The 22889-nt window shown below is 42.0% G+C and carries 19 protein-coding genes and 1 pseudogene; 13 read left to right on the top strand and 7 right to left on the bottom strand.

Going from position 1 to position 22889, the window contains the following annotated elements; all coding sequences use genetic code 11:
- The first annotated feature begins 195 nt into the window (after positions 1-195).
- Entirely contained in the window at positions 196-1806 is a 1611-nt protein-coding gene (locus KP803_RS08925; RefSeq protein ID WP_248008750.1) for a mechanosensitive ion channel family protein, read from the top strand.
- A gap of 207 nt (positions 1807-2013) precedes the next feature.
- On the opposite strand, the gene KP803_RS08920 is transcribed toward KP803_RS08925, so the two are convergent.
- A complete protein-coding gene (locus tag KP803_RS08920; RefSeq protein ID WP_248008490.1) occupies positions 2014-4374 on the bottom strand; it encodes a GH36-type glycosyl hydrolase domain-containing protein in 2361 nt (786 codons plus the stop codon).
- A gap of 70 nt (positions 4375-4444) precedes the next feature.
- Positions 4445-5449: a LacI family DNA-binding transcriptional regulator gene (locus KP803_RS08915; RefSeq protein ID WP_248008489.1), complete on the bottom strand. Its 1005-nt coding sequence runs from the start codon at positions 5447-5449 to the stop codon at positions 4445-4447.
- A 268-nt stretch (positions 5450-5717) separates the two neighbouring features.
- Between KP803_RS08915 and KP803_RS08910 the strand changes: the two genes are divergently transcribed.
- The 4 genes from KP803_RS08910 (at position 5718) to KP803_RS08895 (ending at position 9929) form a co-directional block, all read left to right on the top strand.
- Positions 5718-6944 carry an ABC transporter substrate-binding protein gene (locus tag KP803_RS08910; RefSeq protein ID WP_248008488.1) on the top strand — a complete coding sequence of 409 codons (1227 nt, stop codon included), beginning with the start codon at positions 5718-5720 and terminating at the stop codon, positions 6942-6944.
- A gap of 82 nt (positions 6945-7026) precedes the next feature.
- A complete protein-coding gene (locus tag KP803_RS08905; RefSeq protein WP_248008487.1) occupies positions 7027-7920 on the top strand; it encodes a carbohydrate ABC transporter permease in 894 nt (297 codons plus the stop codon).
- Positions 7921-7932: 12 nt separating this feature from the next.
- Positions 7933-8832 (top strand): carbohydrate ABC transporter permease, encoded by a 900-nt coding sequence (locus KP803_RS08900; protein ID WP_427916942.1) that lies wholly within the window; start codon positions 7933-7935, stop codon positions 8830-8832.
- A gap of 5 nt (positions 8833-8837) precedes the next feature.
- The gene (locus KP803_RS08895; RefSeq protein ID WP_248008485.1) at positions 8838-9929 is read left to right on the top strand and encodes an ABC transporter ATP-binding protein; all 1092 of its coding nucleotides are present in this window, start codon (positions 8838-8840) and stop codon (positions 9927-9929) included.
- Positions 9930-10043: 114 nt separating this feature from the next.
- Here the strand turns inward: KP803_RS08895 and KP803_RS08890 are convergent, their stop codons facing one another.
- Complete coding sequence (locus KP803_RS08890; protein ID WP_248008484.1) at positions 10044-12596, bottom strand: glycoside hydrolase family 3 protein; 2553 nt, start codon at positions 12594-12596, stop codon at positions 10044-10046.
- Between the two features lie 130 nt (positions 12597-12726).
- Between KP803_RS08890 and KP803_RS08885 the strand changes: the two genes are divergently transcribed.
- Positions 12727-13584 (top strand): helix-turn-helix domain-containing protein, encoded by an 858-nt coding sequence (locus tag KP803_RS08885; protein WP_248008483.1) that lies wholly within the window; start codon positions 12727-12729, stop codon positions 13582-13584.
- 125 nt (positions 13585-13709) lie between these two features.
- On the opposite strand, the gene cspE is transcribed toward KP803_RS08885, so the two are convergent.
- Entirely contained in the window at positions 13710-13922 is a 213-nt protein-coding gene (gene cspE / locus KP803_RS08880) for a transcription antiterminator/RNA stability regulator CspE (RefSeq protein ID WP_248008482.1), read from the bottom strand.
- Positions 13923-14323: 401 nt separating this feature from the next.
- On the opposite strand from cspE, the gene KP803_RS08875 reads away from it, so the two are divergent.
- Positions 14324-15751, top strand: coding sequence for a methyl-accepting chemotaxis protein (locus tag KP803_RS08875; protein ID WP_248008481.1), 1428 nt, complete (start codon positions 14324-14326; stop codon positions 15749-15751).
- Between the two features lie 174 nt (positions 15752-15925).
- Here the strand turns inward: KP803_RS08875 and KP803_RS08870 are convergent, their stop codons facing one another.
- Together KP803_RS08870 and KP803_RS08865 are read right to left on the bottom strand one after the other, a co-directional pair.
- Positions 15926-16369, bottom strand: a complete 444-nt coding sequence (locus KP803_RS08870; RefSeq protein ID WP_248008480.1) for a DUF3319 domain-containing protein — start codon at positions 16367-16369, stop codon at positions 15926-15928.
- A 287-nt stretch (positions 16370-16656) separates the two neighbouring features.
- Positions 16657-17328 (bottom strand): ankyrin repeat domain-containing protein, encoded by a 672-nt coding sequence (locus KP803_RS08865; RefSeq protein WP_248008479.1) that lies wholly within the window; start codon positions 17326-17328, stop codon positions 16657-16659.
- A 191-nt stretch (positions 17329-17519) separates the two neighbouring features.
- Here KP803_RS08865 and KP803_RS08860 point away from each other — a divergent pair, with 191 nt between their 5' ends.
- From KP803_RS08860 to KP803_RS08835, 6 genes and pseudogenes are all read left to right on the top strand, one after another.
- A complete protein-coding gene (locus KP803_RS08860; protein ID WP_248008478.1) occupies positions 17520-17861 on the top strand; it encodes an ArsR/SmtB family transcription factor in 342 nt (113 codons plus the stop codon).
- 117 nt (positions 17862-17978) lie between these two features.
- Positions 17979-19040, top strand: coding sequence for an ACR3 family arsenite efflux transporter (arsB, locus tag KP803_RS08855; protein ID WP_248008477.1), 1062 nt, complete (start codon positions 17979-17981; stop codon positions 19038-19040).
- A 340-nt stretch (positions 19041-19380) separates the two neighbouring features.
- Positions 19381-20031: a Qnr family pentapeptide repeat protein gene (locus tag KP803_RS08850; RefSeq protein WP_248008476.1), complete on the top strand. Its 651-nt coding sequence runs from the start codon at positions 19381-19383 to the stop codon at positions 20029-20031.
- Between the two features lie 262 nt (positions 20032-20293).
- Positions 20294-20983: pseudogene (locus KP803_RS08845) on the top strand (glutathione S-transferase family protein); the annotation flags it as partial.
- A 289-nt stretch (positions 20984-21272) separates the two neighbouring features.
- Positions 21273-21812, top strand: coding sequence for an RNA polymerase sigma factor SigZ (gene sigZ, locus KP803_RS08840; RefSeq protein WP_248008475.1), 540 nt, complete (start codon positions 21273-21275; stop codon positions 21810-21812).
- Between the two features lie 119 nt (positions 21813-21931).
- Positions 21932-22264 (top strand): PBPRA1643 family SWIM/SEC-C metal-binding motif protein, encoded by a 333-nt coding sequence (locus KP803_RS08835; RefSeq protein ID WP_248008474.1) that lies wholly within the window; start codon positions 21932-21934, stop codon positions 22262-22264.
- Positions 22265-22285: 21 nt separating this feature from the next.
- On the opposite strand, the gene KP803_RS08830 is transcribed toward KP803_RS08835, so the two are convergent.
- Positions 22286-22889 (bottom strand): SOS response-associated peptidase (locus tag KP803_RS08830; RefSeq protein WP_248008473.1); only part of this gene is annotated, 604 nt, incomplete at its 5' end.

The following is a 22889-nucleotide window of genomic DNA, read 5'->3' as shown; positions in this document are numbered from 1 at the left end:
CAAGTGTTGCGAAAATGGAAATAAGTTGTTCTCCCTGTCACCAACGAAAGAATCTACTTACACTTTGCATTTAGCGCTTGAATGATTAAATTAGTGATCTGAATTACACAACAAGACGAACGAAAACCATTCTTCGTATAAGGTGCTATTTTTATTGTAATACTAATTACTTAAGGGCGATTCATGTACTCACCTATTAGAGTTATATTTTCGTGTTTCCTACTCCTTCTTATTCCATTATCTGCGCACGCGACCATCGATAAGCTTGTCTCAAATCAGGAACGTCTCAATTCTGACCTTGTTACTTTGACTCAAGCCCATGAAAGCGAACAGTCCTTTTTAGAAGATGTTTTACGACGGAAAAATGAAGCATTACGTGCTCAACTCTCACGTGAAGTATCGCTAAATACGGAAGACAAGCGTATTGATCAAGTTGTGTTAGCTCAAATCATTCTAATTGAATCGTTAATTGATTTGAGTAACGGAAAAGTTGAAACCATGGTCAAACAGGCCAGAAGCAGTAAAGGCGATGAAAAAATCAAGTTTGAGCTTGAGGTTCAAAAACGAATTGGCATTATGGACACGTATTATGAGCAGCTATCCGCCTCTTTTCAACTTGCGAATGCAAGAGGTTTAGATGCTGGAAAGTCAGCCGACAACCTAAAACACGCTCTCGTTGCTCGCTCTGAATTCTTATCTAACGCTATTCTTTACGTCGACTCAAATAAAAAAGAGATCGAGCGTCGTATTTCATATGTCAGTGAAGCGGAAAAGGAGACGTTAAATCAAGAGATCATACGGTTCAATGAACGTATAGCGATGATGGTCATTAGTCTTCAAACATCCGTCGCCATCATGGCGTCAATGGGAGTTGAAACGACCGACTATAAACAGCTATTACTCGCGACAACCGGAGATATCAATGCGGACGTTCTCGATATGGACGTTGCGCTAGGCTTATTTGAAGAATGGTTGGTCTCTTTTAAAGCGTGGGCCTTTGAAAATACGCCTTCCATGTTTTTGAAGTTATGTTTATTTCTTGCCATTTTGTACGCAACAAAAGCACTGGCTAAAATCGTCAGTAAGGGCGTTAAGAAAAGCGTAAAACACTCAAAAATGGATTTCAGCGTGTTGATGCAAGAGTTCTTTGTCTCTGTCGCTTCTAAAGCCGTGATCTTTATTGGGTTACTTGTTGCGCTTTCACAAATTGGCATTGAGCTTGCGCCTCTGCTCACCGGTTTTGGTGTCGCTGGTGTCATCATTGGTTTCGCACTGCAAGATACCCTATCTAATTTCGCTTCTGGCCTAATGATCCTTATCTACCGCCCATACGATGTGGGAGACATGGTAAAAGTTGCAGGGATACAAGGGACGGTTAAAAACATGAGCTTGGTGTCGACGACAGTACAAACTATCGATAACCAAAGACTGGTTATTCCAAATAATAAAATTTGGGGTGATGTGATTAATAATATTACTGCAGAGCGTGTTCGTCGTGTAGACATGGTATTTGGTATTGGTTATGCCGATGACATCGACAAAGCAAAAGCCGTATTAAGTGACATTTTAACCAGTGATGAGCGAGTTCTTAAAGAGCCAGAACAAATGGTCAAACTGCACACTCTAAATGAATCCTCTGTTGATTTTGTGGTACGTCCTTGGGTTAAAACCGATGATTACTGGGATGTATATTGGGATGTAACCGAAAAAGTGAAGAAACGCTTCGACGAAGAGAACATTACCATTCCATTCCCTCAACGTGATGTTCATATTTACCAACATCAAGAAAAGCAAGCGGCTGAATAAACACTCACTTATCTTTATATGAAAGAAAGGGCAAACGCGAATGTCTGCCCTTTTGTTATATTAATGCCTATATTGGCACTTTTAATTTTTATTATTAACAACTTAATCCATATGAACCTCGTCGTTAAACTTTCATAGCTTTACTTCCTAGACTAGTTTCCTAGCTTACTGCGTTGTTAAAATAGTATTAAGGTCAACCTCCGTCGTCTAACGCCCGATACTCACCACAATTTCGTATACCTTCCCTGAGATAACATCGCCGATAATGTTACTTTCCAGTTCAGTTCCATCCACCACAATACTCGTAGAGATTGGTTGTTCTGAACGGTGATAACTGACGTTAAATGTTGCACCTCTAAACTGACGAGTCACTGACACGTTATTCCAGTCTGACGGTAATTGAGGCTCAATTAACAGGCCTTGTTCACAGCCCCTTAACCCAAATAGTTGTTCAATAACCATGCGGTAAAACCAAGCACCTGTTCCTGTGTTAAACAGGTTGCTAGAACGGCCCGCCTTGGTTGGGAATTGGTAAAATGCGCCTCTATAGTAATTTGGAATATAGACAGGAAGCTGACCACGACGCTCAAAGCCTTCATCATTCTGATCGCTGACCATTTTCCTCAGTACACTAAACCCTCGGTCAGCTTCATCAATTGCGTATAAACTTGCCGCATAAAAAGCCGCTGCATGATTGTAAACGGAGCCATTTTCAGCTGACCCTGGCCATTTTTGTGTCACTCGCCCCACATCCTCTCTCATAGAGGTAAACGCTGGCGCATAAAGCATCACACCATAAGGCGTGTCTAATTGCTCATCGACAGAGTGAAGCATCTTCTGTTTTTGCTCAGTCGTTGGAATCCCTGCCAAAAACGCCCAACTTTGGGTGTTTAAGAAAATTCGTCCTTCTTTATCTTCGGGTATACCAAACGTTACGCCGTCATCAGTAATGCCGCGAGCATACCAATCCCCTTTCCAGAAATATTCATTGGTTTTTTCTTTTAGCTCTGAAACCGTCTGTTCAAATTCTGCGATGATGGCATCACTATTTCGGTCACGAGAAGTCTCAATCCAAATTTGTAATGCATAGCTAAGCGCTTGTGTTAGCCACCCAGAAACACCAACTCCTTTTGGCCCAACCATGTTCATTGGGTCACACCAATCCCCTTGCGCAATGAACGGCAAGCCACGTTCGTCACGTGCAGAACAAAGGTGAGCCATGGCGCGATTCATATGCTCTAACACTGACGATGGAGTTTGATCATCTTCCCAAGCAAGCTGATGATCTAGAATCGCCCAATCGTTCGTTTCATTAAGGTATGCCTGCAATATGATCGCTAACCATACTGAGTGATCGGTGTGTGGGATCTGATTGATGTATTTCAGCTCCGCCTCTGGCGTTAGCAAGATCCCATCAGGCATCTCACCATTACTTTTTTGCTGTGCCAGTGCGGTCAAGATTACCTTTTTGGTCGTTTGGCTATCCACATAGGCCATGCCCATCCCGTCTTGTAGATAGTTTCGAGTTTGCGGATCGGTGGTGAGACGATTGGTGTCACCATGATAGAAAACCTGCCTAGGAAGCCAATGGTTCACAAAATCATTAAACGTCTTATCGGGCGTATTAATATCAATAACACCACAGCCTTGTTCTACATACTGCTTATATTGTTGATGCTGATTAGTTAGCGCACTGCCCGTGTGTGCTTCTTTAACGGTCGAGATCTCTTGATTATCCAATGCAGGGCCGAACATCAAGTTCAACTCCTTACTTTGGCCTTCTTCTAACTCAATACAAAACTGCATGATACACGCTGGAATTTCATAGATAGCATCGCCATTAGAAAGGTTTGCGCCTTGTTTAAGTGCATCAGGATTATGTAACCCACCCTGCCCTTCAAACGTAGGTTGACTCAATTCGTAATAGTCAGGCGTTACATCAGAAGTTAAGTAAGTGATGTCTTTTAAGTGTTTATTTTTCTCATACTGTTCCAGTTTCTGATAAGGGGTAATAGACGTACACACCACTGCATTTAAATCACGATCAAAATGCGCCCCCATATTCATCCACGATGAGTAACCCACAGGAAAGTATGGGATGACAGAGAGTTTACGAACCGTTTCGTGTAAATTGGTGACCTTAACATTCCAGAGCTCAACAACATGACTTTCACTCAGTGTCAGTGTTACTTCGATATTCACCCCTAAGTGTTCAACTTGCCAACGGATATCAGATAACCCAGGCTCAAATTTAAATGAATCCAAGTCGGTTTTCATCGGTGCAAATGGCACCGAAAAAATTTCACCTGTTTCGTCATCTCTTATGTAAAAGAAACGTCCGGGGTGATGGGCGAAATATGGTTGTTCTGGCTGCATAAAGCTCGTTGCTGCCAGAGCAGGAATATGAGCATATTTTTTCGGCTCTGGATTCATATATTGAGCCACAGCGTAGCCCTGACAGTTCATGTGAATCATCATATGACGATTCCATAAGTAACCCGCTGAATTAGGCAGCAAGGATGGAGTTGTTAGTGAAAATCGCTTTCCATCTTCGATAAACTTAGACATCAAAGAACCTCTTATAAATTTATTGGATAACGGCCTCAATTAAAGGCACTTTGAAAAATATGGACTTGAATTATTTTGATATTTTGGTCGACTCTCTCACTGTCAGAGAAGGTTCAAAACCTGACGTAACAGGGTTCGTTTCGCCATAACATAGATTTAAGATTTGATGACAAGCGTTTTTCGATATCTCTTCCAGTGGTAGATGAACACTGGTTAAAGATGGTGATGTATACATGGCTAGATCAATATCGTCGTACCCGATAACCGAGATATCTTCCCCAACCTTGATGCCACTCTTCTGGAGTACCGAAATCGCGGCCATTGCACTGTTATCATTTCCGCAGAAAATTGCGCTAAATGGTATGCCTTTGCTGACGATTCGCTCTGTCGCTTCATAACCTTTTTCAAAGCTATAGCCACCACTTTCTATTAAATTATCGTCTAGTGTGATTCCGTGTTCCTTTAATACGTCAATAAAACCTTGATGACGCATTTGCGCATCTTGTGCGCCCATTCTTCCACATACGACCGCGATTCGTTCATGGCCTAATTCAATTAAGTGTTTTGCAGCTAGCTGCCCCCCAAGATAATGGTTTGCATAGAAAGACTTCTCTTGCAGCTCTGGGATCTCTCGGTTAATGAAGACAATTTTTGGATAACGGGCTTCAATCTTCGCTAATTCAACGACCGACATTTCAGGGCAAGACATTAATATGCCATCACAATCTCGTTCAATTAGATAATCTAAACAGGCGATTCGTTCCGCATCATTCGCTGAGTCTTCAGCGTTAGCTAAAATGATGTGTTTGTCGCGTTTACGAAGTTCACGTTCAATCGTCTGTAACATTTTTCTATGGAATGAACCCGAAAAAGACGGAACCCAAAGACCAATAATATTAGACTTTTTTGATGACAACGAACGAGCAATGCTGTTTGGGCGATAATTTAATACCGACATAGCATGGCGCACTTTATTACTCGCTTCTTTCGAGATGGACGCATTACCAGATAAAAATCTGGAAACCGTTCCAACCCCAACACCTGCAAGTTTCGCTACATCTTTTATGGTCGCCATATTTATCCTTGCTTGATTATTTATCCGTAAAGCTCGCTGCTTTTTATTGATACTAACCACTTTATTCACTAAAAAACATCGTGATTTTCAACATTTCATCATGTTAATTAAATTTCGTGATCACTTTCTCAACTTGTTAACTCGACTAAAAATGTTACTGGTATCATTGTTAAATCCGATCTAAAAATACACAAAATGGAATCGATTCCAAAACTGTGACTTTTACACTCTACTCATAAACAATAATGATAATAGAAAGGATATTCTTATGATTAAACCTCTCACTCTTGCTGCTGCTATCGCTGTTGCCTCTACCGGTGCGTGGGCGAAACAAGAAGCCGAAGTTATTCACTGGTGGACTTCTGGCGGTGAGTCCGCGGCGATTAAAGTTCTTGCTGATTCTTATGAAGCGGACGGTGGAACTTGGAAAGATAGCGCAGTAGCCGGCGGTTCCAATGCCCGTTCTGCGGCTATTAACCGAATGATTGGCGGGTCGCCGACTACGGCAGCACTCTTTAATACCTCTCAGCAATATCACGAAATGGTTGCCGAAGGTATGTTGAATAATATTGACGCCGTTGCCGCTGCCAACAACTGGGAAGAGATCCTACCAAGACCAACGTTAGATGCGATTAAAGTCGATGGTCATTACTATGCTGCCCCCGTGAATATACACATGCCGGGCTGGTTCTGGTATTCGAAAGAAGCCTTTGAAAAAGCCGGCATAGACAACGAACCAAACACCCCTGAAGAGCTGTTTGCAACGCTCGACAAACTGAAAGAAGCGGGCTTCATTCCACTAGCATTAGGTGGACAAAACTGGCAAGAAAACCTGCTATTTGCCACTGTGTTAAGCAATGTCGGTGGTAAACAGCTTTATCTTGATGCTCTAGGAAAAAGAGACTCTGAGACGATAAATTCGGAAGAATTCAAACAAGTTGTAGATACCTTTTTGAAACTAAAGCCTTATGTTGATACTGGCTCTCCAGGCCGTAACTGGAACGACACCACATCGCTAGTCATCAACGACAAAGCAGGTATTCAAGTGATGGGTGATTGGGCAAAAGGCGAATTCACCCAAGCCAATAAGAAACCGGGCCAAGATTATGGATGTTTCCCAGGCTTAGGTGATGATTCCCTTTATATTGTGGGTGGCGATGTTTTTGTCTTCCCTAAAACAGATGATAAACAGCAAGTTGCCGCTCAACAAAAACTCGTTCAATCCATGCTTAAACCTGAAACACAGATTGAATTTAATAATTTGAAAGGCTCAGTGCCAGTTCGTACTGATATTGATGTATCAAGTATGGATATCTGTGCGCAAAAAGGGGCTGAAATCTTAAAAGTGGCTGAACGCCAAGTTCCAGATGGCTCAATGCTTATGGAAGAGTACATCTACGGGTCTCTTAAAGATGCAGTGACTGAGGTGTGGAACAGTCGAGACATGACAACCGCTAAAGCAGTCAAGATCTTTGAAAATGCGCTGCGAGATTAACGTCGTTTAAACCCTTTGATGAAAGGGGGGCTTTAAACATAGCCCCCCTTCTATTCATACCTTCCTTTACTGGAGTAACACTATGGATTTTGTCGCCATAAAACGGCACCTGAGACGCAATATTTTTGCCTACGGTGCTATTTTGCCAATGGCATTTACAGTAATTGTCGCCTATATGGGTACGATGCTTTGGTCAGTACGACTATCATTTACCAGTTCACGAATGCTGCCAAGGTACGACTTTGTTGGTTTTAGCCAATATGAACGACTTTTTGAAACGTCTCGTTGGATCACTTCACTAGAAAACCTTCTCGTGATCGCTTTTCTTTTTCTTACTATCTGTTTCATTTTGGGCTTCTTGCTGTCTGTTTTTATCGACCAAAAAATCAAAGCAGAGAGTTTCTTTAGAACCGTTTTTCTATTTCCCTATGCTATGTCTTTTATCGTGACAGGCTTGGTGTGGCAGTGGATTTTCAACCCTCAATTAGGCATCCAAAATGCAGTCAGAGGGCTTGGTTTTGAGTCATTTACGTTTGACTGGATCGTTAACCCAAATATGGTGCTCTACACCGTTGTAATCGCCGCGGTATGGCAAGGCGCAGGTTTGGTGATGGCACTACTGTTAGCCGGATTACGTGGTATTGATGGTGACCTTTGGAAAGCAGCCAAAATTGATGGTATTCCAACATGGCGTGTTTATGTCAGCATCATATTACCGATGCTTCGCCCAATGATCGTTACAACCATGGTGTTGTTGTCTATCAGCATCATTAAAATGTACGACGTCGTGGTTGCCATGACGTTAGGCGGACCAGGTGTGGCAAGTGAAGTACCTGCTAAGTTCATTATGGATAACCTTTTTGAGCGTGCAAACATCGGCCTTGCGACGGCGGCTTCAACAGTAATGCTGACGACAGTACTGTGCTTAATCGCACCTTTCATCTATTCAAACTACATTAAAAAAACAGGTAGGTAGACAATGACTGCAATGACACCTACAACTCCGAGTAATGTCACGGCATCTAAACCTCGTTCACTCAATGTTCGTTGGGGACGATTTGGTATCTATGGCTTTTTAACCGTTACTGCGCTTTTCTTTTTGCTTCCGTTATACGTGATGCTAGTGACCTCGTTTAAAGAGCTCGACGAGATTCGCTTATCATCAATATTTGCGCTCCCTCAACAGTTTTCTTGGGATGCATGGAAAGTCGCGTGGAGCAGCGCTTGTACGGGGCTTGAGTGTAATGGCCTACAAGTCGGTTTCTGGAATTCCGTTAAGATTCTAATTCCGAGTGTAATCATCTCTGTACTGTTCGGGGCAATTAATGGCTACGCACTGTCATTTTGGAAGATTAAAGGCGCTAATTTACTGTTTGCCTGCCTCTTACTGGGCGCTTTTATTCCCTATCAGGTCTTTATCTATCCGCTAATACGTGTGTACGCAGATTTAGGGATCTACGGAACACTCACTGGCGTTGTGTTATCACATGTCATCTTCGGTATGCCGATCATGACGCTCCTTTTTAGAAACTATTACAGTACCTTACCTTTAGAGTTATTTAATGCGGCTCGCATTGATGGTGCTGGCTTCTTTAAAGTGTTCTTCTCTATCATGTTGCCGATGTCGGTTCCGATCATCATTGTTGCCGTTATTATGCAGGTCACCAATATTTGGAACGATTTCCTAATTGGCTTGGTGTTCGCAGGTAACGACAACTTACCGATGACGGTTCAGCTCAATAACATTGTAAATACAACAACAGGTGAACGCGCATACAACGTCAATATGGCTGCGACTATTTTAACCTCACTTGTTCCTCTCATTATTTATGTTGCCTCAGGGCGTTGGTTTGTTAGAGGCATCGCCTCTGGTGCAGTAAAAGGATAATCACTATGGGTATTGTAAATATTAATAAGCTCGACATTAGTTATGAGAGCACCAAGGTAGTTGATCAGCTTGATCTACATATTGATAATGGCGAATTTCTCGTACTTCTAGGGCCATCTGGCTGTGGAAAATCGACCCTTCTTAACGCAATTGGCGGGCTAATCGACACCAGCGGTGGTTCAATTAGCTTTGATGGAAAAGACGTAACTTGGACTGATCCAAAAGACCGTGGCATTGGAATGGTATTCCAGTCATACGCACTCTATCCGACAATGTCAGTTGAAAAGAACATGTCCTTTGGGCTACGCATTGCTGGTGTTGATAAGGCCATCATCGAGAAAAAGGTTCAGTGGGCAGCAAAATTACTGCAATTAGAGCCGCTATTAGATAGAAAACCCGCCGCCCTTTCTGGTGGACAACGACAGCGTGTCGCCATTGGACGTGCACTTGTTCGTGATGCTGATATTTACCTTTTTGATGAGCCTCTTTCTAACCTCGACGCGAAACTTCGAGCAGAGCTCAGACTAGAGATAAAAAAGCTTCATAACACACTTAATTCCACCATGATCTACGTAACACATGATCAAATTGAAGCGTTGACGCTTGCCGATCGTATTGCGGTGATGAAAGACGGCATTATTCAGCAGCTTGATACCCCTCATAACGTCTACAACAAACCATCAAACCTTTTTGTTGCAACGTTCCTAGGTTCGCCTGCTATGAATTGTGTTGAAGGTGAGCTGGAAGTAAAAACTGACTCTGTGCATTTTCACGCAGGAAAGCTCAGCGTTGACGTAACGAATTATGGGTTTACTCAAACTATCAAGACCGGACAGAAAATAACGCTAGGTGTTCGTCCAGAACATATTGAGATGACTTCTGTAAAAGACGAATCACTCAATCAATTCAGCGGCTGTATTGAACTAGTAGAGCCAATGGGGTCTGATTCACTGCTTTGGTCAAAGCTTGATACAGGGCATCAGCTTTCACATCGAACGAACAGTGATGAAACTACTGTCGCTGGAGATAATGTTTCGATTACGATAGACGCGACTAAGTGTTCGCTTTTTGACTCAATAACAACTGAACGACTGTAATACCTCAAGACGTTCTAACGACTCTCTAATAATTAAAATCCCCTTTAATCTTCAGTGATCAAAGGGGATTTTCGTTACTGCTTCATCTCTACACTTGTGTGAGATAATGCTGAACTATGCTTGCCAAAAAATGTTCGCTACGACGCCTTTAAAGCTTCCTCGACTTGCAAACGAGAACACTGTTGTCAGGTTGGATAAATCAACACCAGTATCAGAAAAGTGCTGACAAGGTACTTGAATTTGAGTGAACTCCCCTACCTCACGTAACAATGAGTGATTTAGGGAATATTTTACGGCGCTATCAATACCCTCTTCCCCGCTTGCTAAGGTAACAATCAAATTATCACTCGCGGGCTCTAGCACTTTCAACTCAAAACAAAGTACACCACTTTGATAACGACTAAAGTCCTCTCCACCTTGCTGGGTAGACTCAACGTATAGAACACTGCCCCCTTCATTGAAGCTTAACTCTATCGCGTCTTGTTGCTGCTGGTAATTCACCGGTTTTGTTGAAACAGTGTCGAGGTCGACTTGGTTATTACGCGACACTTCAATACCTTGAATATTTTTCCTATCGGCAATTTTACAGTGGTAGTCACCGATTGTTGCCTGAACACCATATATATGGGTTTGTTGGGTTAAAGCGGTCACTTCATCAGTGTCGAACACGAGATCATCAAGATCACGAACTGGATGCTTGTCACTGTAATTTAACCCATAACCATACTCAAACAATGGCGCATGATCACCGCTTGGGTCTTGCTCGTTCTCTGGTAGTTGGTAATTGGTAATATGTGTAGGTAGACGGTGTACCGCTGTACTCGATTTTTTGTTCGGCCAGCTAAATGAAAGAACACCCTTAAAATCGAAATTAGGCTGGCCTAACGTATTCCCCACAATTACATCGATGATCCCATTCCCTTCACTGCCCGGTAAAAATGCCGCGACAAACGCGTCGGATCGCGCAATTTCCTCATTAAGATACAACGGGCGACCACTAAAAAATAGAGATACGACTTTTACACCAGCCTTATGGAGTCGTGTAATCTTTTCACAATCGGCGGCATAACTTCGTTTTAGCTTAGAAAATTCCAAACTTTGCCATGCTTTGATATCCCCCATCATTTCCGCATAAGGATCTTCGCCAAAAACGACTATAGCTGTATCACCCGAATTTAAGTGAGTTTTGAGCTGTGGATCATAAATGACATTGTCTTCCCCCAGTGCCGCTTCGAGCCCCATTTTCACCGTCGTCGCACCTGGGAAATCATTAAGATTGTTCTCATCACCTTGCCAAGTTAAATTCCAACCTCCTGACTGCTTCTCTAGGCTATTCGCCGCACTACCAGTTAATAATACTTTTTGATCTCTTTTAAGCGGCAATAATTGTTTGTTGTTTTTAAGCAATACTAACGATTTTCGTACCGCTTCTCGTGCTATCTCTCTATGTTTGTCAGCACCAAGAAGCTCCTGATTTCCACCAATTTCTCTATGAGACGGCTGGGGTTTATCCCATAAGCCCGCTCGCATTTTTACTCTTAATATTCGTGTTACGGCGTCATCAATTCGGCTCACTGAAATGTTGCCATTCTCGACATCAGCGATCGTATTTTTGTAGACCGCCTGCCAGTGTTGGCGAACGGGAATCATCAATACATCGTTACCCGCATTAATGGCATAGCTTGCATCTTCATCTGTACACTTACTGATTTCGGCATGACCATTCCAATCGGTTACGACAAAACCATCAAACCCCATTTGGTCTTTAAGCACATCCGTTAAAAGGTATTTACTCCCATGAATTTTATTATTGTAAGGGCCTTTTAACGAGGTATCGTGGTCATAATTTTCGCTATTATCCCAACTATTAAATGAAGACATGACAACCTGTGCGCCAGCATTTAGACCGCTGAAATAGCCCATCGCGTGAATATTTCTAAGTAGATCTTCACTATAGTTATTGATGCCACGATCAATACCGGAAAGGGTTCCACCATCACCAACCCAGTGCTTAACGTTTGAGATTACATGATATTCATCTTTCAGTTCTTCAGCGTTACCTTGCAGCCCTGTGACCATTTCGCCCGCATAAGCGTAAGTAATTTCAGGATCTTCAGAATACCCTTCATAGACTCTACCCCAGCGTAAGTCTCGCGGTGTCGCAACGGTTGGAGCAAAAGTCCAATCTAGTCCTGTCGCAGCAATCTCTAATGCCGTAATTCGACCAATTTTTCTGATCAGTTCAGGGTCACGAGCACATCCTAAACCAATGTTGTGGGGAAATACGGTTGATGAATAGACATTATTATGACCATGAACCGCATCGGTAGCCCAAACAAAAGGAATGCGAAAAGGTCGGTTTTTAAACGCTTGCTCTGTTGCTAGCCAATATTCATCGGCTTTTTGAGCCCACATCTTTGCGCTGGCATGCTTCTTGCTATCTGGCCATGAACCTCCACCATTAAGTATTGAACCAATTTTATACTCGCTCATCTCTTGTGGTGTTATTTCTCTAAGCTCGGGTTGAATCATTTGACCCACTTTTTCTTCTAGAGTCATTTGCTTCACGATTGACGCAATTGTCGCCTCTATTAAGGGGTCAGCGGCTATTTGTGATTCAATTTTTGGCCAAGTTGAAAAATAAGGCGTTTCGAATGAGGTCGTCATAATTATAAATCCGTCACTAAATTGGAAAGCTAGAAAACATCAAGCATCAATAACACTTGATTGCATCATCTTAAAATCCTACCCTTTACAATTCTACCAATATAGCGACACATAAAAGGAAAATTGCGACATGACGAAAACTTACATGCTCAAGTCACACCAAAAGCATAAGCACATTCGTTTTGTCTATGAACACGGTTACCACGAACACGACTTTGCGTTACATAAACACGATTTTTCCGAACTCTTTATTGTTTTCGAAGGGTCAGGGAAGCATCAAGTCTCTGAATGGGTCTATCCGCTAAGCAAAGGGGATGTGTTTGTGATCAATGGCGAGGTAGAACATGGTTTTAAGGATGTCGATAACTTGCGTATCGTGAATCTGATGTTCGATTCCAAAGTACCACTTTTTGAATCTTCACACATTAAATTGCTTCCAGGGTACCAAGCATTATTCAACGTAGAACCACTTGCTCGGAAAAATAATGAATATCAGGCAAAGCTAACTCTCGACTTAGTTCAGCTTGCTCGTATAGAAGAGCTACTACAGCAAATTAACTTTGAATATAACAATGCACCAAATGGATTTGAGCCCATGCTATCTTCACTAATGCAACAGTTGGTTATTACTCTCTCAAGAACTTACCAAGGCGCGTCGCAAGAGTCGAACCAACAGACACTTGCGCTTAGCCGTGCACTTGTCTACATAGAGCAGTATTTCTCAAAAACCTCATTAAACAGTGAGCAGATAGCACAAGCTGCATATATGAGTAAACGACAGATTGAACGATTGTTTCGTCAATTCTTACACACCTCCCCGAATCAATACATTCGCGAGGTTCAACTAAACCATGGTGCAAAGATACTTAAAGAGGACGCGAGCTTGTCGATTCAAGCCGTCTCAGAGATGTGCGGATTTTCAGACAGTAACTACTTTTCGAAATGCTTCAAAAACCAACACGGTGTTAGCCCAAGGCAATATCGATAAGAGAAAGGCAATATCAATGGAAGAGAGGTAATCGTTGGAATGGGATACTACCGATACAAAAAAGGCCGCCAATGGCGACCTTTCATACAATTCGTATAAGCCTACGAACGTTATTTAGCTGCTAATTAAAGAGCTACAACGTTGCTTGCTTGAAGACCTTTTTGGCCTTGCTCTACTTCGAAAGACACTTTTTGGCCTTCGTTAAGAGTTTTGAAACCTTCAGAAGCGATAGCACGGAAGTGTACGAATACGTCTGCGCCGCCGTTATCTTGAGTTAGGAAACCGAAACCTTTAGTTTCGTTGAACCATTTTACAGTACCAGTAATTGAGTTAGACATGTGATGTCCCTTATTTATTTGATTTAAGAAAAAGTTCAACATTAACAATACGTTAATGAATTGAATTATATCATGTTACGCTTAAATAAAAGGGAAACGCCTAGCTACAAAAACTTGGTTCTGGTAGTGGATGTTTTACTTGTACTTGATGCTGCATTTAATAACTCTCTGAACAACTGTGCGATATAATACCCTGAGTTCGGTTTTTGTACAGCCTTTTTTCCAAGTTTTTACATATTTAACACCTGACAGTAGAGAAAGCATTCCCTACAACCAACCCAGACAAAGATCTCACTTCTTAAGAATCTTATATACCTTGTTACATATAATTGCGACTCAGGTCTACAAATTTAGTTCGCTCAATTTGTAGAATACGCATAACACTGTGCATGGAGCTCGCTATGAAAGAAGTAGATTTTAGAACGATCGATCGTTTATTTATCAAGATGTCGATCAACGACAAAATGTGGGTCATTTTCGCCCTGTTCTTAACATCATTAACCTGCATTGCGGGTTCCCGTTATTACAACACCATCGAACAGTTTGAAAATCAGTCTATAATGGCGGCTGAATACAAGCTATCAGGCATCCTTAGTTCTAATGACATCGACGCTTCAGCGATTCCTTCACTATCAAGCTCATCGCAACCTTTGATGACAACATACAAAGATGGAAACGTAACGCTTAGCGGTACTCACCGTTCAGGAACCCATTACAAACTCACTGTAAACTTAAGCTCTGAATACAACGATATGTTGACTGATGCGAGGATGTCCTTTGCACTTAGCTATCTATGGGCATTACCCTTTGCTCTGTTTGTCTATTGGGTGGCGACATTCATTGGTGGCGCACTGTGGGTATTGTATTCAACAACATTAAAAATCTCCGAAGGCGATCTCTCATCACGTCTTGGGTTTCATGCTGGGCGTGATGAATTTGGAACGATTGGTTGCGCTCTGGATAATGCGATGGACACCCTCTCTCAGCTCGTAGATACCGTTAAAGACAATTCGAATACGTTAGGTAACACATCAAGATCCTTTGAGCGAGATATGAGAGAGAGTGAAGCGCAAATTAATAATCAATACGCCTCACTTGATTCCGTTGCGACAGCAATGGAGCAGATGACCGCCTCCGCTCAAGAAGTCGTATCGATTGCTAATCAAGCGACTGACCAAACAGAACGAGATAGCGCCCAAGCAAACAATAGCCGCGCTCGGGTAGAAAAAGCGATTCAACAAATCGCTCAATTGTCAGATTATATTTCACAAGCTTCAGCGTCAGCCGCCACATTAAATGACAGCACTTCCCAAATCAGCGATGTAATCACTACGATTAACGGAATTTCTGAACAAACAAACTTGCTCGCACTAAATGCAGCGATTGAAGCGGCTCGCGCAGGAGAACAAGGGCGCGGATTTGCAGTGGTTGCTGACGAAGTTAGAACACTGGCAGGACGCACTCAAACTGCAACGGTTGAGATTCAAGCGATGATTGAAAAACTGCAAAATGAAAGCAAGAGTATTGCAGGGATCACAGAGCAAACCGTCAACCAAGCCAGAAGTAGTCAGGAAGTGATCGCCAGCATTGGTGACGACATTAACTCCATTGCGGACTCAGCTCGAAACATCAATGATATGAGTATTCAAATTTCTACTTCAGCTCTAGAACAAAGCTCAGTAGCTAATGATATCGCAAGTGAACTGTCTGATATAAGGACTCAATCTAATACAATTAAAGGCGTTGCTGAACAATCTGCTGCAGGTGTGACAAACCTTGCTGAATCAACGCATTCTTTAGGCGAAGTACTTAAACGCTATAATACTTAAGGATACTTTCAACCTAGGGTTACTTTCAAACTTAGGTTACTTTCAAACTTAGATTACTTTCATCCTAAAGGTACTTTCACGTGAGGTGTGTGGCTGCATTCACATAGCTACCCACTTCACGTAAACACCATAAGATGGCATCGTACGATCACTCAAGAAAGAATCGATTTAGTATCAAGTAACATCTGCCTTACTACCACACTCTTCTCTTTTCTTTTCCAGTAAGTCGATAGCTTCAATAATCTTAACTTTAGAGCCTTTCATCAGTCGACCTCGATAGGTGAGATACCAGCCGTTATCTCCACCATGATCGTTTTTGAGTTTGAACTCTTTGTAGTCAAACGTTAATTGCTCAGAGAGTTGCTGCATATTTTTTTCAAAATAGTCAGGAGCAACCAGTACTTTATGATCGCACCACTGTTCAACAGACTTTTTTACATACTCGAGTTTTCCGACCATTGAATTACCTTTAATGGTAACGCTCCAATAATCAGGATGAGCAGGGTTTCGTTTAAGCAAATGACCACGATAAAACTCCGTTCTCACCATGTTTTGCTTTTTGGACGTGGATTTTTTAAACCCAAACAAACTCTGTACTGCTTCTGATATTTTGCCCATAACTTCCCCTTTCACCACTCGCTATGTTTGTGATCTTGGTTCAGGAGTTAATATAACAAACATAAAATATCACTTTGATTTTCAATGCCATATTTGAGATTCAAAACAGAATAAAAAATAAACAATGTGTTTTGTAGCGCGGATTTTACGAGGTAGTTCAAGATAATTAACGGGAATTGAGATATTGACGCCAGCTGTTTGCTACTTGGAAAGCAGCTGACGATTAGTTCTATACAACTAAGTATGTATCTTGGAAAATAACGTCTAGTTTTTCGCCAAATCGCGAATTAAAAATTCACAATATCTTCAGCCGTCATGCCATCAACGTTCTTCACTGTAGTTAGCTCAGGAAATTTTTTCGCTATCCATTGGTACATTTCATACATCTCTGCGTAAGCCGCATAGTGAAGCATAGTATCGCCTTCATCATCTTGGCTCAGTGGAGATACGCCTACTTTAATCCCGTAATTGAAGAGCTCTTTTTCGCCCTCTGCCGCGGCAAACATAAGAATGGTTTGATTGATCTCATCTAGTTTATTTAATGACGCCCCATGGCTTAATAATTGCTCAATGATTTTCTTGTTCCCAGTATCCGCTGCATACCACATTGGGTAACCACCATCAGGATCAACAGAATTGATGTTTGCACCTTTAGCGATTAATAATTCAATTGTTTTTGAATGTTCCATTTCAATCGCTAATGGTAGCGGCAAATACCCATCAACATCTGGGCGAGAAATATCAATATTGAAAGTAAGCAATGCTTCAATGATATGCTCATCACCATAAGCAATCGCATCAGTTAAGGAATTTCTATCTACGCTGTATCCCGCTTCTTGAATCATCTGTAAGTTTTTCGCTCTTGGACTGAACGCGTGTTGCCAACCATATGTGATGAACATCAGCAATGCGATGGTAATAAGAAGTTTGTTAATTGTTTCTAAAGCGGAATTAAGCATGAATACGTTCCTAGTTAGTCAATGCCAGATATTAATATCAATAAATTATCACTAGCACTATTCCATCAGTCAAATCAATACTTCAAACCAAACCGTATAAAGTATCAGCATGATCAAGAAAATAGATCTTGATCGTTTCTACTAGGAGAGTATATTCAATCGTAATTCGACGATAAACTATGGGTAAGCTTATGAATACAGCATGCAACCAAGCTAGTTCCGCGGCTTTTTCTGCCACTAAACAAGAGCTAGTCCAAGAGAAAAATCTAGCTACGCTATCAAAAGCACTTTCACACCCTGCTCGTATACGCATCTTAAAGATCCTTTTAACGCTAGATAACTTAAATGGCTGTTTAAATAGCGATCTCGTATCGGAGTTAGGTCTCGCGCAGTCTACCGTATCAGAGCATCTACGAATTCTGAAGCAAGCCGGGTTTATCACTGCTGAGCCCATTCCACCTCGAATGTGTTATAGCGTAAATCGTGAAAAGGTTTGCCATTACTCGACGCTGCTTTCAAGTATTTTTAACTAGCTGCTCGTCCTAATTAAAATAGTCACAAATGCCTAACCAAGCCTTATGAAGCATGGCTTGGTTTTATTTTAAATGATTAAATCGTCTTTCGACGATAAACGAAACAAGGAGTTTCAAATGAAACCCAACCAAAACAGCCCTAAGCTTGGATTTTTAGATAGATACCTTACATTGTGGATATTCATTGCGATGGCGACTGGTGTCGCGTTAGGCGTCGCCTTCCCTCAAATTGAACAACTGAATGAAGCCATGTCCGTTGGTTCTACCAATATCCCCTTAGCAATTGGGCTTATCTTGATGATGTACCCACCACTTGCAAAGGTAAATTATCGATTATTAGGAAAAGTAACCAAAGACAAGCAAGCTATCACGCTATCCTTAATCATGAACTGGATCGTTGGCCCTATTCTGATGTTTGTTCTTGCGTTAATTTTTCTTGGTGATCACCCAGGTTACATGGTGGGAATCATCTTGATTGGTCTCGCTCGCTGTATCGCTATGGTTTTAGTTTGGAATGATATTGGTGGTGGTAATAAAGAATACGGTGCGGCGTTAGTGGCCCTTAATAGCGTTTTCCAAATCGTCACTTATAGCTTCATGGCGTGGCTATTCATTACTGTACTACCACCCGTATTTGGTTATGAATCGATGGTTGTAGACATTTCGATGCTTGAGATCGCTCACAGCGTGATGATTTATCTTGGCATCCCTTTCTTAGCTGGATTCGTTAGCCGTGAAGTACTCGTTCGTACCAAAGGAGAAGATTGGTACAACGAAGTATTTATTCCTCGTATTTCCCCTATCACTCTCATTGCCCTGCTGGGCACCATTGTTCTCATGTTTAGTTTGAAAGGCGAAATGATTGTTGAACTGCCAATGGATGTAGTAAGAATAGCGATACCTCTTGCGATCTACTTTGTGATCATGTTTTTTGCCAGTTTTTATATTGGAAAAAGAATGGGCATTCCATTTGATAAAAACACATCCATTGCTTACACCGCGACAGGGAACAACTTCGAACTGGCTATCGCCGTTTCAATTGCGGTATTTGGTATAAACTCCGATCAAGCGTTTGCTGGCGTCATTGGGCCACTGATTGAAGTTCCTGTACTTATCGCACTGGTAAATTTCTGCTTGAAACAGAAACAACGAAATTCACTTCAAGAACCTACAACCTAGTTTCTTTGTATTTATTCGCATACGCATGAGATCTGCAATTAGCAGATCTTATGCTTAAAAATTCACAGCGCTTAATAATACTAACTATAGAACAATTCACTCATTTTGCTTTAACCAACCACTTCAACCCTTGTAGCGCTCGTAACAACGTAAAACTGTTTTATTCTCACTCGATTAGGGATATTAAAAAACAACCACCTTAAAAGACTCGTTTAACACCTTAAGTTGGCGATTTAGGCACATCGCAACTCACTAATAAATAAAGGTTTATTTTGTTGGTAATGATACTACATCGAGTGATAATCTTGTCTATGCTACGACCTATAACCAAGAAGAAATCATGATTCACACAGACCAAACCTTTAACCAGAACGATTTTTCTCATCAGGATTTACAAGGGCATACCTTTGAACAATGCCGCTTTTATCTTTGTAATTTTGACCGCGCTAACCTTCGAGATGCAACGTTCACCGACTGCCGCTTTATAGAGCCTAAAGCCCTTGAAGGGTGTAGCTTTCAATATGCCAACCTAAAAGATGCGAGCTTTACCAATTGCATGCTCACAATGTGTTTGTTTAATGGTGCTGACTGCTTTGGGATAGAGTTACGCAAGTGCGACTTAAAAGGGGCCAACTTTCAGCAAGCCAATTTCATTAATCGGATCAGCAATAGCGCCTTCTTTTCATCGGCCTACATCACAGGTTGCAACCTGACTTACAGTAATTTTGAGCGAGCATTATTAGAAAAGTGTGATCTGTTTGAAAACCGCTGGAACGGCGCCAACCTATCAGGCGCTAGCTTCAAGGGTTCCGACCTTTCTCGCGGCGAGTTTAGCCCAGAACAATGGGGAACCTTTGGTATGGAACAATGCGACTTAACTCATGTTGAATTGGAAGGTCTAGACATTCGACGAGTATCTATGTTCGGTGTGAAAGTCTGCGACTGGCAACAAGCTCAACTTCTAGAACCATTTGGACTGATTGTTTTATAACGGTCTGATCTAAAGCTAAGCAACTAGGCGAACCCGTTGAGTTCGCCTAGATAGAAAGATACCGTAAAGGCACGTAATTCCCTCACCTTGATTATGATCAGGTCTTTCCGTCAGGCTCTCAGCCCTTCTGACTATCGCTTTTCATTTTAAACACTTTCACCTTCAAAAATAGTGACGTTAATTCGAATTAAATTTCGTCTTTTTCAATCCCCCTTCGTCTTATTAAGGTCATTACGTTTTAACCCAAACAGAGAGAGCCAACATGCTTAAAGTGATCAGTTTTGAAATTTGCCCTTTTGTTCAACGCGTAACGGCAGCGCTTGAAGCTAGAAATATTCCCTACAAAGTTGAGTACATTAGCCTTAAAAACAAACCGCAAGGGTTCTTAGACATTTCCCCTAACGGTCAGGTGCCAGTCTTACTGACTGAAAACGATACGGCCCTATTTGAGTCAGACGCCATCGTTGAGTACATTGAAGATGAATTTGGGCCTTTAGAGTCTGGTATTTCTAATGAAGAGCGCGCAAAAGATCGTGCGTGGAGCTATTTAGGCACCAAGAACTACTTAGCTCAGTGCGGTGCGATGAGCAGCAAGGAAGCAGACACATTTAAGCAACGTACCGAGAAGTTACGTGCAGTATTTCAAAAAATGGAAAAGCAGCTGTCGGGAGATACCGCATTCTTCAAGTCAGAACAACTGAGTAACGTTGATATCGCTTGGTTACCGCTGTTGCATCGCGCAGACATTGTTAAGGCGCACAGTGACTACGACCTATTGTGCTGCCTACCTAAGACCCAAGCGTGGCAAAAGCAGGTATTGTCTACCGGGCTGAATGAGAAATCCGTATCCGCTGATTTTCTTGAGCGATTCAAGAATTTTTACCTGACCAATACCTTTGTAGCCACGATTAATGAAAACGACGAGTTCCATTGTTGCACTAGCGAATGTTGCATGGCCGGGTGTTGCACACCCGATTGCTGCTCAACCGAAGAATGCCAGACCAACTACTGTATTGCTTGCGTTTGTAAAGATGATTGCTGTAATAGTGGCTGCTGCGACAGTGAGTGTTGTAACGTAGATAAGCGCAAAGAGAATTGCTGTACGCCTGATTGCTGTAAAAAATAAGCAGGTCATCCATTTCAGCTTAAACAAGTGCTCTTCGGAGCACTTATTTGCTAATTTATATAAGGCCCTAGGTACTTTTTACACAATTATCGAATAGAAGAGTGAATGCACAACGATGAAAATTGAAACAGTATGGTCTGAGTATCGAACCAGCCTTAAAGCGTTTTTACACAAAAACGTTTCAAACCCAGACGATGTGGATGATCTTCTACAAGAAATATTGATTAAGACCTACAACAACCTAGGGAAAATCAAAGATAAGAACAAGATTAAGCCATGGTTGTTTCAGATTGCCAATAACACCATCATCGACTTCTATCGTAAAAGCGGCAAAACCACAGAAGAAATTAATGACGATGTGTGGGAAACAGAACCAGAAGAGATCGTACAAGAGCTCTCAACTTGTGTGGTGCCATTCATTAAAGCCCTTCCAGACGAGCACGCTGACTTATTGACAGAGATAGAAATCAAAGGGGTTTCACAGAAGGAGTACGCCCAGAGTAAGGGCATCAAATACTCAACCCTCAAGTCACGTGTCCAGAAAAGTAGAACCTTGCTTCATAAGTTGTTTAATGACTGCTGCGACTTTTCCATCGATAGCCAAGGCAACTTGCTTGATTACGAGAAAAAGACATCGCAATGCGGTAAGTGTTGATGCAATAACCATGGGTGTAGTGGCTCATGCTTTTGAATACTCCTTTCACAATCGAGTCAGATGCGTATAATCCCCCGCTCAATTACGTCATAACCCAATTTAAAGTTAGCGAGTATTCCATGTCAAAAATGTTCTTTAAAGGCCGAATCGAAACACGTCAAAACCACGTGAAATCTGGATACAACGTAAATCGTGACGTAAAGCTAGGTACTGCTGAAGCGCCTGTTTCTGTATTAGTAAACAGTGAAGCTCGTAAATCTGAAATTGAAGCCTTAGTAGAAGAACATTCAATTGTTGTCGATATTACTGTTGATTCAGCGAAAGAAGAGAACACGATTGAGCTCGATACACTGCTAAACAAACCAAAAACAACCACATTTGAAAAGACGCCAAATCGTAATGATCCGTGCTCATGTGGAAGTGGTAAAAAATACAAGAAGTGTTGCGGCTAAATCAGTACGCTACCTAAACAGCTAACCGCATCGAGTGATCGATAACTCGTCTTGCCATTGATTCAATAGGAATGATGCGCACTGCTCAGGTGGTGTCGTCAACCAAGCTTCAATGGCATAGCTCGGAACCAAAAACGGCATTCGAGGATGATACAATGAACATTGCTCATTAGACGCCGTGGTTAACGTCACCAGTTTTTTCTGAGACTCCAACGCAATGCCCGCCATATACAGCGGAAAACCATCCGCCGAGTTAAACCAGTATTTCTGCTTCGTCCCTTGTTTTAGTTCCTCGCCTTGATTTTCGTCTACCTCTGATGTCCACTCGTACCAACCCGAACACGGCACCACCACACGATGACTTGCGAAGGCCTCTCGAAACGTGGGTTTCGTCGCCACCGACTCCGCTTGCGCATTGATAATAAGTCGCTTCGCCCAATTGGGTTTTATCCCCCAACCTAGCTCTAACTTTTCGAATTGTTGACCAGAGTGAACAACCGTTGAAACGCCATTCGTCGGCCGAACATCGCTATTAGATTGAGCAGTGAACTTCATATCAAGCAATTCACTCACTAGTTTAGTCAGTGGGTCGTCAATAACATTAAATCGTCCGCACATATTGATT

This window comes from Vibrio amylolyticus (assembly GCF_023145695.1).
Classification (GTDB): domain Bacteria; phylum Pseudomonadota; class Gammaproteobacteria; order Enterobacterales; family Vibrionaceae; genus Vibrio; species Vibrio amylolyticus.
Note: the sequence above shows the minus strand (reverse complement) of the source record. Positions and strands in the feature narration are given on the sequence as shown.